This window comes from Streptomyces sp. NPDC090119 (assembly GCF_044747085.1).
Lineage (GTDB): Bacteria > Actinomycetota > Actinomycetes > Streptomycetales > Streptomycetaceae > Streptomyces.
This window is the reverse complement of record NZ_JBIVDK010000001.1, coordinates 652,400-668,382: the sequence shown is the minus strand read 5'-3', so window position 1 is coordinate 668,382 and position 15,983 is coordinate 652,400. Positions and strand designations below refer to the sequence as shown.

7 protein-coding genes are annotated in these 15,983 nt (G+C 67.6%); 6 read left to right on the top strand and 1 reads right to left on the bottom strand.

What is annotated here, in order from left to right:
- Positions 1-20 precede the first annotated feature (20 nt).
- Together ACIPPM_RS02965 and ACIPPM_RS02960 are read left to right on the top strand one after the other, a co-directional pair.
- Complete coding sequence (locus ACIPPM_RS02965; protein WP_401442256.1) at positions 21-1,430, top strand: hypothetical protein; 1,410 nt, start codon at positions 21-23, stop codon at positions 1,428-1,430.
- Entirely contained in the window at positions 1,427-4,084 is a 2,658-nt protein-coding gene (locus ACIPPM_RS02960) for a hypothetical protein (RefSeq protein ID WP_401442254.1), read from the top strand. Before ACIPPM_RS02965 ends, ACIPPM_RS02960 begins: the two co-directional genes overlap by 4 nt.
- 16 nt (positions 4,085-4,100) lie before the next feature.
- On the opposite strand, the gene ACIPPM_RS02955 is transcribed toward ACIPPM_RS02960, so the two are convergent.
- Positions 4,101-4,967: a DUF429 domain-containing protein gene (locus ACIPPM_RS02955; RefSeq protein ID WP_401444156.1), complete on the bottom strand. Its 867-nt coding sequence runs from the start codon at positions 4,965-4,967 to the stop codon at positions 4,101-4,103.
- Positions 4,968-5,075: 108 nt separating this feature from the next.
- Here ACIPPM_RS02955 and ACIPPM_RS02950 point away from each other — a divergent pair, with 108 nt between their 5' ends.
- From ACIPPM_RS02950 to ACIPPM_RS02935, 4 genes are all read left to right on the top strand, one after another.
- Positions 5,076-6,809 carry an N-6 DNA methylase gene (locus ACIPPM_RS02950; protein WP_401442252.1) on the top strand — a complete coding sequence of 578 codons (1,734 nt, stop codon included), beginning with the start codon at positions 5,076-5,078 and terminating at the stop codon, positions 6,807-6,809.
- A 59-nt stretch (positions 6,810-6,868) separates the two neighbouring features.
- Positions 6,869-7,972 (top strand): protein kinase, encoded by a 1,104-nt coding sequence (locus ACIPPM_RS02945; protein WP_401442251.1) that lies wholly within the window; start codon positions 6,869-6,871, stop codon positions 7,970-7,972.
- 83 nt (positions 7,973-8,055) lie between these two features.
- Positions 8,056-11,037 carry a DEAD/DEAH box helicase gene (locus ACIPPM_RS02940; RefSeq protein WP_401442250.1) on the top strand — a complete coding sequence of 994 codons (2,982 nt, stop codon included), beginning with the start codon at positions 8,056-8,058 and terminating at the stop codon, positions 11,035-11,037.
- Positions 11,038-11,041: 4 nt separating this feature from the next.
- The gene (locus tag ACIPPM_RS02935; protein WP_401442249.1) at positions 11,042-15,976 is read left to right on the top strand and encodes a type II restriction endonuclease subunit M; all 4,935 of its coding nucleotides are present in this window, start codon (positions 11,042-11,044) and stop codon (positions 15,974-15,976) included.
- The last annotated feature ends 7 nt before the right edge of the window (positions 15,977-15,983 follow it).

The window sequence follows — 15,983 nt, the reverse complement described above, 5'->3', positions numbered from 1 at the left end:
TGGTTCCTGGAGTGTCCACGGTGACCCGCTACATCCGTTACCACTCGCTGTATGCAGCGATCGCGGCGCACGCGGAACGGAACGCATGGGACATCACCGCGTGCCGCCGGGCTGTCCGCCGCAGCGAGGTCCTGCTGGCGGCGCTCCAGCACCACAGGGAGGCAGATCCGGCGTGGCTGGCCCACGGGATCGATCGGGTGCGGCGTTTCTGCACAGAGGAACTGGAACTCGCGCGAGCCGCCGACGAGGAGCAGCTGAGCCAGTCGTACTCACCCCGCCGCTGGGGCTTTTGGGACCAGTACGGCGGACCCGCCACGGTGCTCGGCACCGTGGACGTCCGGGACGGAGTGCTCAGACCCGGCCGGCACCCGTGCCCTCCCGCGGTCAAGGATCTCTTCGCCCCTCTGCTGTCTCTCGCGGCGCGGGACGTCGTGCGCTTCACCGACCTGGAGACAGCGGAGCAGGCGGCTCTTGGCGTCCCGAGTCCGGCCGAGCAGGAATGGCTGACGGACGTGCTGGCCGCAACTCACGGTGGAGGAACCCACGTTCAGGGGGACTGGAAGGCGTCCGACCACACTCGGCGTGCGACCCTCCGTATCCTCGGCCGGGCGATCGATCTCCACGGTCATGAGGGCGACGGGTACCAGGAGACGCTGCGCTCCGCGGTGGCCTTCGGTGGCGAGGCGACAACGGATCCCGTTCTGGCGGCGATTCCCGAGACGGCCGGTTGGCGGGGAGTGATGCTGCGCCATTACTCCGTCGGCGCCTGGCGTCGGCTGTGGGCGGCATTGGTGGCCGGTGTCGGCTCCAAGGACGGCGAGGCCGACCGCTCCGCCGAGGAACTGCGCGACTGGCTGGCGCAACAGGCCCCGGATGCGAATGTACGGCGCGCCCTGGACGACCTGCCTCCCCTCAAAAACGCGGCGGGTCAGTTGTTGCCGGTCGAACGGCAACTCCTGACGCAGGGTGCCAATGCCCCGATGACCAATGTGCTGCTCCTGATGGTGGGAGGGCTGCGCTCCCGAGAGGGTCATCTGCCGGACGACGTACGGGCCGTCTTCCTGGGCCGTCAGCGGCGCTGGGCCGAGTTCCTCGACCCGACGTGGGTCGAAGGCCTCATCGACGACTACGCCGACCGGCCGGTCCGCGACCTGGCCGCCCGGCTGGTGGACGACATGCTCGCTCAGTCCCGCAGGGTCGCCCTCGCGAAGCTGCGCACCGACCCCGCGACCGGCGGGCTGAAGATCTTCTCCCGTCTGCACCTTCGCAACGAGCGTTATTTCAAGACCGGTGACGAAGGAGACTCCGACATCGGCACCCGCATCCCCCAACTGGGCTCTTTGGCGGCGCAGCTGGGGCTTTTCGCCGTCCGCGACAACTGCCACACCGTCACGGCGGAGGGACGGCGAGTCCTGGAGACAAGCCCATGAACGCGGCACACCACACCCGGTTCGCATCCCCCGTCACGCTGCTGAGAGAGTGGAGCGAACGCAGCGATCAGCAGGCGCTGCACGAAGCACTCTTCCTCGGTTTCACAGTCGATCTTCCCTTCCTTGAGAAGGTCGCCATACCCGTCGCCCGTGGTCTGGGTGCCCGCACCGCGGTGATCGGTGATGCGGCCCAAGGGCTGTACGAACCGGTTGATGTGCGCATGGCCGGCCGCAGTTATCTGCACGGCCTGGCCTCCTGCCAGCGTGCGTTCCACCCCAAGGTCGTCCTTCTGGTCGGAGAACACGCCTGCCGGCTCGCAGTGGGTTCGGGGAACCCGACGCTGTCCGGCTGGGGTGCCAACGACGAACTGTGGACGGTGGTGGAAACCGAGGACGACGACTCCCACGCGCTCCTGGCCGACCTCGCCCACTGGCTGGAGGCACTGCCCTCCGCCGTGGAACTGGCCCCTTGGTCGGCGAGTCATCTGATCGAACTGGCTGCCCTTCTGACCGAACGGCATGTCAACGCCCCGGCCGGACCGGAAACCGGTGCCCGGCTTCTGCACAACCTCCAGGAGAGTCTGCTGGACCAACTGCCGCTCGGTCCTGTCGACGAACTGCACGCGTACGCCCCGTTCGTCGACGAGGCTGGTCATGCCCTCAGCGGACTGCTCGGCCGTCTGACACCCCGCCGCACTATCCTCGGGCTCCAGCCTCGCTGGTCCAGCTACGACGCCGGAGCGATCAAGAGGGCACTCGGCGGCTTCGACGCGCAGATCCGTTTTCTCGAGGAGACTCGGATGCGGCACGGCAAAATCATCGAGTGGCAGGCTGGCGGCCGCCGATACGCTCTCACCGGGAGCCCGAATCTCACCCGCGCCGCGCTGTGCACCAGCACCCAGGACGGCGGCAACTGCGAGCTCGCCGTACTCGCCGCCGACATCGCGCCGCTGCTTCCCGAACAGGGGCGCATCGCCTCACTCGCGAGCCTGACGGGCCGCACCATCCGGCCCTTCCAGTCCACCGGTCACACGCTCGTCCTGCTGGGCGCGAAGACAGACAGTGAAGGCCTGCACGTCTCTCTGGCGCACCCCCAGCCCCTGCCCGTGGTGATCAGCACGTCTCCGGACGGTTCACCGGGTTCCTGGACACGGACCGGAACCATTCCGGCGGGGGCGGCGGCCTGCTCCTTCCCGCTGCCCGAGGTTCCTGGTGCGGCGGTTCGCGCCACGTACGCCCGTCCTGACGGCACCACCGCCGAATCCGCCGTCGTCTTCGTGTACAGCCCCGTGCACTGCGCACGGCGCCACAGCGCCGACAGCGGTCCCCGGCTGAGATACGACTACACGGCGCAGACCCTGTTCGCCGACGAGCGTGCCGCACGCCGTTTCGAAACCGATCTGCTGCGCCTGCGCGAACTCACCGCCGGAACGTCCGCTCCCCGGGTGAGCCCGGCGGGAGACACGACAACGGGCTCGGTGACATCGAGCGGCGTCGACCGCTGGGACGCCTACCTCACCGACTGCCGCCGGATGATCGGGGCGCCGTTGACGGATCTGGCGTTTGGCACCTCGCCGCTCGACCTGCCGCAGGCACCCTCGTCGCGGTGGATCGTGTCGGCGGTCACCCTTGGCGTGCGGGAGGAGGACGACGAAGAGCACGAGGACGAGACGGAGGAGGCGGACCTCCCCATCATGAGCGAGCCGCTCGCCCCGTATGTCGCGCCAGAGCAGCGTGCCCGTTGTCGCGCCTGGGCCCAGCGCTGGGGCGCAGCGCTCACAGGCCCTGACGGTTCGGCCGCGGCACCGGTTCCGCTCCGGCTGCTCGTGGCCAACCTGTACGTCCAGCTCCTGGCCGCCGGAGTCTGGGACGAGCAGGACCAGAGCTGGCGCGACGGACTCAGCCGCCTCCTCGAAGCACTCCGTTCCGAAGACCTGGCGGGCGAGGCGGACCACGATGCGCCGCCCGAGATCCGGCGACGGCTGGACGCGGTGGCGGCCGTGGTGATGACACTGCTCGTCCAGGACGCCACCTTCACCGGCGGCGGCGAGCACGACGTACTCGCGGCCCGCGCCTGGCACGGCGGCAAGGTGATGATCGCGCGTGCCGAGCCCGCCGAGGCGGAGGACCTGATGATCCCGCCGGAGCGGGCGCTCGCCCGCGTCGCGCCCTGGAGCGAGGTGGACAGACTCATCGCTCTGGCGCAGGCGGACGACCCCTACGCGGAGGCGATCGAGGGGCTCACGGCGGCCGGCTGGTCGGTCGTGTGCGAGGACGGGCTCTGGGAGATCACGGGTTCCTTCGGCAATCCGCTTCCGGTCGTGGCCAAGGCCGCCGAGCGACTCGGGCGGCACCACGCCGACGGCGTGCTCGTGCGAGCCCGCAGCAAGAACCGCTGGGCCTTCATGGCATGGGCGGACCCCTACCTGGTCCTGCTGAATCCCCCGGCACGCGTCTGGTTCACCTACCAGGTACGCCCCCCTGCCACACCGGAATCACGGTTCAGCGGCGGCGACCTTTCCGCGGTACCCGGCCGCGTCGGTTCCCCAGCCCCGCTGCAGAAGGGGCCGCCGGAAGCTCTCAGGAAGATTCTCGCCGAAGCAGGTCTCATCTACCCGGAGTTGGTCAGTCGCCTGTTCACACTCGACACGTGATGGGGAAAGCAGGCGATCAGCGCCGTGACACCACCGGCGACGGACCGTCGAGCGGCTGGTTTCCCTCGATCGACCTCGTCTCACCGTCACGCCGCTGCTCAAGGCGGGCAGGCGCGATGATGGTGGGAGCCTGTCCCGGAGGCAGGGAGCTGTCCGCTCCGAGCACTTGGCAGCGCGCCAGTCCGTGCCGGGACCACAGCGCGGCCGTCCACGCACAGAGCAGCGCATCGATGAGGTCCTCCCGATGCTTGTAGTCAGCTGCCTTCTGAGGTGAGGGCTCGGAGCGCAGTTGACGGGAGACCGGATGAGAGGAGAGCAGGAGGGGCGGATCGGCGGTGGCCAGGCCCGCCATGTGCCCGATCAGCCCGTCGCACTCCGCCGCCCGGACCGCTCGCCACTGTGCCGTCGGAACTCGTGCCGGTCGGCGCTTGTACGGGGGGCGTTCCCGGTCGTAGCCCAGCTCGGCGGCTCCGACCAGGGTCGTGTACGGATAGCACTCGGAGAAGACAAGACCGCCGGTCGGCGGCCCGCCCCAGCCGTCGTCGTAGGACCAGCCCGCCTCCTTCAGCCGTTCCCGCAGCAGCACTCCGGCCTGTCGGGGAGAGCTCTGGTTGGTACTGTTCGCGCTCACCTTCCAACGGCCGTACCGCCAGCCGACCTCCCGCTCGCAGGGCCGCTGGCCGGCCGGGTTGTCGACGATCAGCGGTGCGTCGACGAATGCCAGGGGGGATCCGTCGACGGCTGTGCTGGCCAGCCATGACATCGTCTCCTCGAGGCCACGAGTCCAGCCGCATTCGATCACGACGCCGTGCGCGTCGATGGCGGCCACGCCTGTTTCATTGGGCTTGGTGCGGGCTCCGCCCTGGGCCTGGGCGAGGTCGATGCCTATGAACCGTTCGCTCCGCCGAAATGGGCAGGAATGTCACCGCACTGTTAGCGGCGTTAACGCAGGCGTCTTGCCTATACCATTTGAGGTGTGTACGGTCCCGTCATGGCCGCCGACGAATTCGCCCCCGCGGCGGTCGTCACGGCTGCCGAGATCGCCCGCCTCGCCGGGGTGACCCGTGCCGCCGTCTCCAATTGGCGCCGCCGTCACCCCGACTTCCCGCGCCCCGCCGCCGGCACCGCGACCAGCCCCCTGTTCGCGCTCAAGGAAGTCCAGCAGTGGCTGGACCGACAGGGCAAGGGCCGGTCGACCTCCGCTGAGGTCGACCTGTGGCACGCACTGCGCGCTCAGTACGGCGACGACCTGCTCACCGCCCTTGGCGCGGTCGGCGCGCGGTTGCTCGGAACCGCCGTCGAGCAGCCGCTTGCCGAGCCCGCCGCGACTGCCCTCACCACCTTGTCCGCAGAGCGTGGCGCACAAGCCCTCTACGTCGACCTTGTGGAGCGCTGTATAGCCTCCACCACCCGCAGCGGCGGTGACCCGATGACCACCCTCGCCCTGGAGCGGATCGTCTCGGCGTTCACAAGGTCGGCCGACGATGCAACCGGAGCATCCGACCGCGCCATCGGCACAGTCTACGACCCGGCGTGCGGCATTGGGACGCTGTTACTCACTGCCGTCCCGGGTGCCCACCGGTACGGCCAGGAACTCAATCCGGCGACCGTCGCCATCGCCGAGTTCCGCGCCCGACTCGACGGCAGGACCGCCACGCTGGCCTGTGGAGACTCGCTGCGCAAGGACGCCTTCCCCGACCTGCGTGCCGATCTGGTCGTCTGCGATCCCCCAGCGGGCGTGGCCGACTGGGGGCGGGACGACCTGCTGCTCGATCCCCGCTGGGAGCTGGGCGTACCCCCGCGCTCGGAGAGCGAACTCGCCTGGGTCCAGCACTGCTACGCCCACACCGCCCCCGGCGGCCGGGCGCTGCTGGTGCTGCCCTCGTCCGTCGCCTACCGCAAGGCCGGTCGCCGGATCCGGGCCGAACTGGTCCGCCGAGGACTGCTGGCCTCCGTCGTGGCACTCCCGCCCGGTCTGATGTCCAGCCACTCACTCCCCGTGCACCTGTGGATCCTGAGGCGACCGGCCCAGGGCGATCCCGCCCTGACACACATCCGCATGATCGACCTCAGCACCGCCGACCCGGACGGCATCGGCATTGGCATCGGCATGAAGGACCGCGCACCGACGCCGGAGCAGATCGCGGACGTTCCGCCCGTCGACATCCTGGACGACGACGTCGACCTGAGCCCCAGCCGCTACGTCACCCCGCACCACGGCGACTACCCCGTCGAGTACGCCGCGCTGCGCGACCGCGTCCAGAGCCTCGCCCGGGGCCTGCTCGACCTGCTCCCCGTGCTCCCCGCCGGCCCCGGCCGCATCGAGGCCGCGCCGATGGGACTCGGTGACCTCGTCCGGAGCGGTCTGGTCGACCTGGACGGCACCGAGCCGACCTCCCGGACCGACCAGCTCGACACCGACTACCTGCGCGGTTTCCTGCGTAGCGCGGCCAACACCCGCCGCAGCACCACCGCCAGTGGCACCCTCCGCCTGAACGCCTCGGGCGCACAGGTTCCGCAGATGGACATCGGGCGCCAGCGGGAGTACGGCGAGGCCTTCCGGCGTCTGGCCGCCTTCGAGGAACTGCTGCGCGACGCCGCCGCCGTCGGCGACCGGGTCGGCGCACTCGCGTACGACGGGCTGACCAACGGTGCCCTGCTACCGCCGTCGGCCACCAGTGCCTCTTCGGGGAAGAGCGAGTCCCAGGAGGCGGAGGATCAGTGAACCGACCCGCTGATAACCTCGCTCTCGTCCAGCCAGGTCAGGACAGTACGGGGGCAAAGGTGCTGCAGCCGCTCAGAGCGGGCGACCCGACGACGGTCGGGAACTTCCGACTGGTCGGCCGACTGGGGCAGGGCGCGATGGGTGTCGTATACCTGGGCTACCGTTCGACCCGCCCGGTCGCGGTGAAGGTCGTCAGACCGCAGCTCGCGGAGGACGAGTACTTCCGCAAGCGCTTCGCGCTGGAACTGGAGGCGATCCGCCGCGTCGGCGGCTTCCACACCGCCGCTCTGGTAGACGCCGACCCGCGAGCGGCGACGCCGTGGATCGCGACCCAGTACATCAACGCGCCCTCACTGCTGGAGCTGGTGGAGCAGCACGGCCCGGTCAGCGAGCTGGGTGCGTGGTGGCTGGCAGCGGGTCTCGCTGACGCCCTGATGCACATCCACTCGGTGCGTTTACTGCACCGGGACCTCAAGCCCGGCAACGTCCTGGTCGCCACGGACGGCGTCCGGGTCATAGACTTCGGCATCTCCCACGTCAGCGGCGGCACCGGCCTGACCACGGCGAGCGCGGCCCTCGGCACCCTCTCCTACATGGCCCCGGAACAGGCGGCGGACTCCCGGAAGGCCAGCGAGGCGTCGGACGTCTACAGCCTCGGCGCGACGCTGGCACACGCGGCGACCGGCCACGTCCCCTTCTACGCACAGATGCCGGCACAGCGGACGCTGGACATCCAGCCCGACCTGACCGGCCTCCCGCCCGCACTGCTCGACCTGGTCACCCACACGCTGGCCTTCGACGCCGAGGACCGGCCGACGGCACAGAACGTGCTGGAGGAGGCGATGGGACGCCTGCTCGACTTCGGCGTGCCGACGGATGCGCAGGCGTACCCGCCGCTGCCGGAGGCGTTCCTCGCGGCGGTGCTGGAGCGGCAGGCCACACCGGTCGAGGCACCGGATGCCGTACCGGATCCCGATGCCGCGGCGGACGACCAGCCGGACGGAGTTCCGGACATCGCCCCCGAGCCGGTACCCGAGGCCGCGCCGTTCCCCAGGCCCGCGCAGCCGCTCGATCCCGGGCCCCAGCCGGACGCCATGCCGGACCGCTGGGCCGCACGATGGCGCAGCCGTATCGAGGACCGTCGCAGCGACTACGGCGGCTGACCTAGTCAAACCCACGCACAAACCACGAACGCACAGTGCCTGAACGGCACAGCGGCAGAGCAGCAATCGAAGGAGACCCGCCGATGACCACCGTCGCCGACAGTGCGTCAGGCAACGTCCCGGGCGATGCGTCCGGCAGCGTCCGGTTCGCCGCCGGGATGCAGGTCCGCGCCCGCGACGAGGACTGGCTGGTCGTGGAGGCCGCCGAGACCGCCAACGACGGCACCCGCCTGGACGTACGCGGCATCTCGCCCCTGGTCCGCGGCCAGCGGGCCGTCTTCTTCGCGCACGAAGGCCTCGACCAGGTGACCCCGCTGCGCCCCGAGGACACCGAGCTCGTTCCCGACGACTCCCCCGAGTGCCGCCGTTCCCGCCTGTTCATCGACGCGCTGATCCGCAAGACCCCGCTGCCCCTCTCCGAGCAGCGCCTCGCCACCGTGGGCACCCACCTCGTCGACGACCTCGCCTACCAGCGCGAACCCGCCAAGGCCGCACTGCGCGCCCTGCGCCCCCGACTGCTGATCGCGGACGCGGTCGGCCTCGGCAAGACCCTTGAGGTCGGGCTGCTGCTGTCCGAACTGATCAGGCGCGGACGCGGCGAGCGCATACTCGTGGTGACGCCGAAGAACATCCTGGAACAGTTCCAGCACGAGCTGTGGACGCGCTTCGCGATCCCGGTGGTGCGGCTGGACTCGGCCGGCATCGAGCGGATCAAGAACGACATCCCCGCCGGCCGCAACCCCTTCTCCTACTACAAGCGCGCGATCATCTCCATCGACACCCTGCGCTCCGACCGCTGGCGCAGCCATCTCATGCAGGTCACCTGGGACGCCGTCGTCATCGACGAGTCGCACAAGCTCATCAACACTGGGACGAAGAACAACCGCCTCGCGCAGCTCCTCGCGCCGAAGACCGACGCCCTGATCCTGGCCAGCGCCACACCGCACAGCGGCCAGCGGGAGTCCTTCGGCGAGCTGCTGAGCCTGCTCGACCCGACGGCCATCCCCAACACCAGCGACTACGACGAGACGCAGCTCCAGCACCTCTACATCCGACGCCACAAGATGTCGCCCGACGTCTCGGCCGAGATCGGCCACATGTGGGCCACACGCAAGCCGCCGGTCGCCATCGACTGCACGGCGACCCCGGCCGAGCAGCAGGTCTTCGACGAACTGTACGACGTCTGGATCAACCCGAAGGACGGCCGCAAGGCCCCTGTCTCCGACAAGGGCGCCCGGCTCTTCCCCTACACCCTGCTGAAGTCCTTCCTCTCCTCCCACTCCGCGCTCGTCGAAACGGTCGACAACCGGATCGACAGCATCGACCGGAGCACCAACCCACAAGAACGCCAGGCCGAACGCGACGCACTGGTCAACCTCGGCACCATCGCCGAGGCCATAGACATCGAGGACGCCGCCAAGTTCCGGCAACTGGTGAAGGTCCTCAAGGACGAGATCAAGGTCGGCCCCGGCTCCGACACCCGCGTCGTCATCTTCTCCGAGCGCCGCGCCACTCTCCAGATACTGCAGAACACCCTGCCCTCGGCCCTCGGCTTCGCACCGAGCCGGGGAAAGGCAAGCGGCGCCGTCCGCCAACTCCACGGCGGCCTCTCCGACGACGAGCAGCAGCGCACCGTCAAGGACTTCGGCCTGGCGAGCAGCGAACTACGGGTCCTGCTCACCGGCGACATCGCCGCCGAGGGCATCAACCTGCACCGCCAGTGCCACCAGATGATCCATTACGACCTGCCCTGGTCGCTGATCACCATCGAGCAGCGCAACGGCCGTATCGACCGCTACGGCCAGCAGCACTGCCCGGAGATCCGCGCGCTGTTGCTGCTCACCGCCGACGAGGACCCCGACCGCCCCTCGGCCGACCGAGCAGTGTCCGGGCGCCTGCTCAAGCGTGAGGACGAGGTCCACCGCACCCTCGGCGAGGCGGCCTCCATCCTGGGCTTGCGTGACGAGGACGCCGAGACGAACGCCATCATGGAACGGCTCCTGGCGAACGAGGAACCGTTCGACGCTGCCGTTCCGTCGGTCCCGCTGGACCCCTTCGAGGCGTTCCTCGCCGACCACACCCCGGACGGCGACGCACCGAGCTACCGAGTGCCTCAACTGTTCGCCTCCACCCGCGCGTTCGTCGAAGAGGCCCTGAAGGAGGTCTACGACAACCCGGAGCAGCGCATCGGCAAGCACTGGGACGACGACCACCCCAAGATGATGGTCTTTACCCCGGACCGGGAACTCCAGCGCCGCCTGCTGGTCCTCCCCAAGTCGTACCTGGACGAGCGGCAGGTCCTGGACCAGCTCCGGGTCACCTTTGACAAGCAGTTCGGCCAGGACCGGCTGGACCGGGCCCGTGAGCGCAGCGGCAACCGTGCCAAGGGCGCGATCACCAAGCAGGAGCGCACCGAGACCTCCGGCTGGCCCGATGTCAGCTACCTCACGGACCAGCACCCGGTGGTGGAGTGGCTCACCGACAAGGTCCTCGTCAGACTCACCCGCAACACCGCCCCGATCATCACGGCGGACGTCGGCGAACCGGTGTTCCTCACCCAAGGCATGTACTCCAACGCCAAGGGCCACCCGACGGTCCTGGCCTGGACATGCGTGACGGGCTTGGCGAGCGGCACACCCACCTTCGACGACGACCTGGTGGGCGTACTCGAACGGGCCGGGGTCAAGCCGGGAATGCTCAACCGGCCCTTCACCGGCGATAGGACTGCACTCCAGGCACTGGTCCCGGCGGCGGTACAGGCGAGCCGCGAGCACATCGGCGCGCTGCGCAACGAGCAGGAAACTCCGCTGGTGGAGCAACTCATAGAGTATGAGCAGCGGTTGGAGGCATGGCGTAAGGCCAGCCTGTCGACGTTCGAGCAACTGAGCTTCAGCGGCATGCGGCGGAAGCATGAGGAGACGCGCGTGCAGAAGACCGCGGTGGAGGTCGAGCAGCTCATCGAGCAGCTGGCCACACAGGGCGAGGCGATGGTGCGGGTGATCGGAGTCCTGGTGCCGGCCTCGACCGCCGGCGGCGACGTGATTCAGCAGCAGAGGGGTGCGTGACACCGTGGCATTCGAAGCGATCACCAACCGCGGTGAGTACATCTCCGCCCACTACCTCGCCGAGCTGTTCGCCAAGGACCTCACCGAGTTGCGCAAGCGCTGGACCTCCGCCGACCGGGCGGGCGCTCAGTCGTCTCGGTCGGGCGTGAAGGGCCTGCGCCGCGCGTACTTCAAGGCCAAGGTCCGCATCACCGAGAACAAGGCCTTCGACGGCCCCGAGGTACGGGAGCTCAACGACCACTTGTTGGCGGCGCTTGCGTATGTCGAGCCGGAGGACGAGGGCAAGGACGCCGAGCCCGCCACTCCAGAGCCCGCGGGTTCCACCCACACCCGACTGCGCCGGGGTGACATCGGTGTGATGCAGGGCGACAAGGAACGGTCGGTGCCGGTGGCGCTCGCCGTCACGGGCCCAGGCGGCCTGGAACTCGTCGCCCTGGACGTCACCTGGCAGGTGGACGGCGAACTCGTCGTCGCGGACATCGAGGACGGCGGCGCACAACTCCTCGACCCGATCCAGCTCGACGGCAAGCAGCTCATCACCAGCGCGGCCAACGCTGTCACCTTCCTCTTCGGCTGCGAGGACGGCTACGCCCCGCGCTACGTCCTTCTCCTCGCGGGCGGCGCGGTACTGCTCGCCGACCGCACGGCGTGGCACGAGGGCCGGTTCCTCGCGGTGGGCGTGGACGAGGCCCTGGACCGCAACCTCAGCGCGGACGGCGAGGAACTGGAGGCGGTGGCCGCGCTGTTCGGCGCGGAGTCGCTGCTGACGGAAGGTGGTGTCGCCGGGTACCTGGACGGCCTGGTCGACAAGGGTCGCAAGCATGCGGTGGGCGTCTCGAAGGAGCTGCGGGAAGGGCTGCGGCAGTCAGTCGAGCTCATCGCCCAGGAGGTCCTGGACCGGCTCAAGGAGGGTGGCGCCGATCCGGCGGAGCTGGGTGACCCCGCCGACCTCGCGAGCCGGCTCACCCGGGAGTCGCTGCGGTACCTGTACCGGATCTTGTTCCTCCTTTACGCGGAGGCTCGGCCCGAACTTGGCATCCTGCCGAGCAAGGACGACGCCTACCAGGACGGCTATGGCCTGGCCCGGCTCGGTGAACTGGTCTCCTACGACCTTCCGGAGGAGGCTCAAGACCGCACGCACTTCGCCGCTTCGCTGGACCTGCTGTTCCGGCTGGTCGACCAGGGACACCGCCCCCTGGGCAGGGACGCGGCGCCGACCGAGGACGGAGTGTCCGTCCTTGACGCGGACGGGCTGCGCTTCGAGGCCCTGCGTAGCGACCTGTTCAAGGCCGACGCGACCCCGCTGATCGGCTCGGTGTTGGTCGAGGGCGAGCGGATCGAGACGAAGCTGCGGAACAAGGTGCTGTGGCGGGTGCTCAACCTGCTGATGCTCACCCAGGGGCGCCGCAGCGGGCGCGGCAAGGCCGGCGGCGGCACCGGCAAGGGCTTCATCTCGTACGCGCAGCTCGGCATCAACCAGCTCGGTGCGGTATACGAGGGCCTGATGTCCTATACCGGCTTCTTCGCTTGGGACGACCTGTACGAGGTCGCCAAGCCGGACTCGGACGGGCTCAGCGGCACCTGGGTCGTGCCCTTCGAGGACGCCGACAAGTACGACGAGGAAGTCTTCGTCAAGCGGCGTGACGAGCTGACGGGTGATTTCAAGCGGGTCGAACACAAGAAGGGTACGTTTGTCTACCGCCTGTCCGGTCGGGAGCGGCAGCGATCGGCGTCGTACTACACGCCGGAGGTACTGACCCGCAGCACGGTCAAGCACGCGCTGGCGGAGCTGCTGGACCAGGACGGCGTCACGACGCCCGCGCGGGCGATTCTCGACCTGAAGGTGTGCGAGCCCGCCCTCGGCTCAGGCGCGTTCCTCAACGAGGCCATCAACCAACTGGCGGCGGAGTACCTGAAGCGCAGGATGGCGGAGCTTGGCGGTGAGCAATTGCCTCCCGACCGGTACGAGGCGGAGCTCCAGAAGGTCAAGGCGTACATCGCATTGCACAACTGCTACGGCGTCGACCTCAACCAGACCGCTGTTGAGCTAGCCGAGGTCTCACTGTGGCTCAACTCGATGCACGAGGGCCTGAAGGCTCCCTGGTTCGGCCTGCACCTGCGTCGCGGCAACTCGTTGATCGGGGCACGACGGGCCGTGTACGCGGCGGAGGCGCTGAAGCGAAAGGCATGGCTGACGACGATCCCGACGGACCGGCCGCTGCGGGCAGGGGCCGAGGACGGCCAGTTTCAGTTGGGCAAGGAGATCCACCACTTCCTGCTCCCAGCTAAGGGTTGGGGCGCTGTCGCGGATGCCAAGCAGGCCAAGGAGCTGGCAAAGGACGAGCGCGACGCACTGGCGAAGTGGCGAACCGCAGTCACGGCGACGCCGTCCGCAGCGCAAGGCAAGCGACTGCTGGCACTGGCAACGCGGGTCGAGCGCCTATGGGAGCTGACCCGGCGCCGCTTGATCGTGAGTGAGCGGGAGGTCCGGCGCCAGATCGAGGTGTGGGAAATCGGCCCCAACCAGCCGCTGGAGAAGGCATCGGGAGACGTCACGCGTGAGCAGATCGAGAGCGCGCTGAACGAGCCGGGCTCGCCGCGTGGCCGGCTGAAACTCGTCATGGACGCCTGGTGCTCCTTGTGGTTCTGGCCGGTGGGGCAGCCCGACACTCCGGCGCCTCCCACCATGGAGGAGTGGCTGGCGTTCTGCGAGGCAGTGCTTGGTGTCCCGCCCGCTAAGGCGAAGGCAAGCAGCAGGCATGGCGGTGCGGCAGGGCTGGACGACAAACTCGGGCTATTCGGTGACACGGGCGAATTCGAAAGACTGGCCGATGACGACGAGTTCGACCGGCTGATGAGCCAGTGCGTGGACATGCCGTTGGTGATGGGACGCTTTTTGTGGCTGAGTGAGGTGGACACGGTCTCGCGGCGGGAGGGATTCTTCCACTGGGAGCTGGAGTTCGCACACATTTTTGAGCGAGGCGGTTTCAACCTGCAGGTAGGAAATCCTCCATGGGTTAAGCCTGATTGGAATGATCATATTGCACTCGCAGAGCACGATGCATGGTTCGGCCTAACCGATAAGCCACCCGCCGAAGTAGCCGCCCCTAGGCGCGCAACCGCACTCGGCCACACCGATGCCGCTCGCGAGTATTTGCACGACCTGGCTGGATGGGCAGGATTGACAGCCATCCTCGGCTCCTCTACCGAATATGCGCTACTTGCAGGCCTCAAGACCAATCTTTACATGAACTTCATGGAGCGGGTTTGGAAGAATTCCGACACCGCAGGGATCGCTGGCCTCATTCATCCTGAAGCCCACTTTAACGCTGTCGCCGGAAAGAAATTCCGAGCTGCCGTATACCCGCGACTTCGCCGCCACTTTCAATTCCGTAACGAATTGAAACTTTTCGAAATTATGAATACACGCGAATACGGAATTCACGTGTATGGGAATTCGCGGGATGTAGACTTCATTAACATCTCCGGTTTGCTGCACCCCTCGACGTGCGACGACTCGATACATCACGCTGGATGCGGCGCAACCCCTGGGCGCCAGTTTGAGTCCGGAGGTTGGGATCTTCGTCCGCACCGTGAACGTGTAGTGAAGGTCGATGCGCAAGTGCTCGCCCAGTGGGCGTCCCTCGTCGATGGCCCTAACACTCCCGCCCTCGAAGCTCGTATGCTGCGTCCATTGACTGCTAGCGATGCCGCCGCCACAAATGTTCTTGCAGCCTTCCCCCAGCGGCTAAGGGGAAGGAGCTACTGGTGGACCTGGGGGTTGCATGAAAAGCAAATGGTGGATGCCGACGTAATAAAGAAGGAAACTCAAATTCCCGAGAATCTCAGGGAGGGGATTCTGCAGGGTCCGCACCTGGGCGTGGGAAGCGCCTTCGCGCAACAGCCAAACCCCGGGTGCAAATCCTACAAAGACTACTCTTCGCTGGATTTCACCACAGTCGCTAGCGATTTTGTTCCGCGAGTGAACTATGTTCGGGTGTGCTCGCCGGGCAAATTCTCTTCATCTCATAAGCTTTGGGGAGATAAGCGGGCGATTGAGTTTTTTCGCGCCGCGTGGCGTCGACGAGTTGATTCCATAACGGAGCGCACTCTTCAGTCGGGCCTAATTCCTCCTGGAGTGACGCACGTGCACGGAGTTTATTCACTGGCCCTGGCGTCAGATCGGGATACTGCTCTCATGGGTGGCTTGTGGTCGACTCTCCCACTTGACTATATGGTTAAAGTGACGGGTAAGGATGACATCCAGGCTGAGATGCTGGAACAATTCCCTGCACCTCTTGATCACCCTCTAGCCGCCCCTCTATTGCTACGGAACCTCCGCCTAAATTGCATAACTCAAGAGTACGCTCCCCTATGGGAAGAGACATTCGAATCAACTTGGCAATCAGATCGTTGGAGCACCCCCTTCGGCATGAAAGTTCCTATTGGTTCCGTCCTTGAGGAGTGGTCGGAAAGCACCCCTCTCCGAACTGATTATGACCGCCGTATGGCTCTGGTTGAAATGGACGCTATCGCGGCGATCATGCTAGGGCTGACCGCGAGTCAGCTATGCGCGCTTTACCAGTCCCAATTCGACACACTTCGCAAATACGAGTGGGGAATGTTCTTCACTCCAGATGGTCACCGAGTTGGCGCAGAGACTCACAGTGCTGGCATCCGGCAAACTGAGGAAGAGACCGCCTTCGTCAAGGCCTGGGCCAAAGCCGCCCGCGCAGGCGACCCCACGCCCGTCATCCCCGAGGGCTGGGTCAAGCCCAACCGCGAGGCCGAAATGACTCGCGCCCACGCCGACTTCACTGCTCGCCTCCACGCTGGTGAATACGGCGACTACGCCGCCTACCTCGCCGAGCACCCCCTCACCACCCCCGCGCCCGCCGAGTCCACCGCCACGCCCACCCCCGCCCCGGAAAGCAGGTAGCACCCAG

What these genes read in the sequence shown, in the direction of transcription:
- ACIPPM_RS02960 (WP_401442254.1), top strand. Translation starts at nt 1,427, where the DNA reads ATGAACGCGGCACACCACACCCGGTTCGCATCCCCCGTCACGCTGCTG.
- ACIPPM_RS02950 (WP_401442252.1), top strand. Translation starts at nt 5,076, where the DNA reads ATGGCCGCCGACGAATTCGCCCCCGCGGCGGTCGTCACGGCTGCCGAG.
- ACIPPM_RS02940 (WP_401442250.1), top strand. Translation starts at nt 8,056, where the DNA reads ATGACCACCGTCGCCGACAGTGCGTCAGGCAACGTCCCGGGCGATGCG.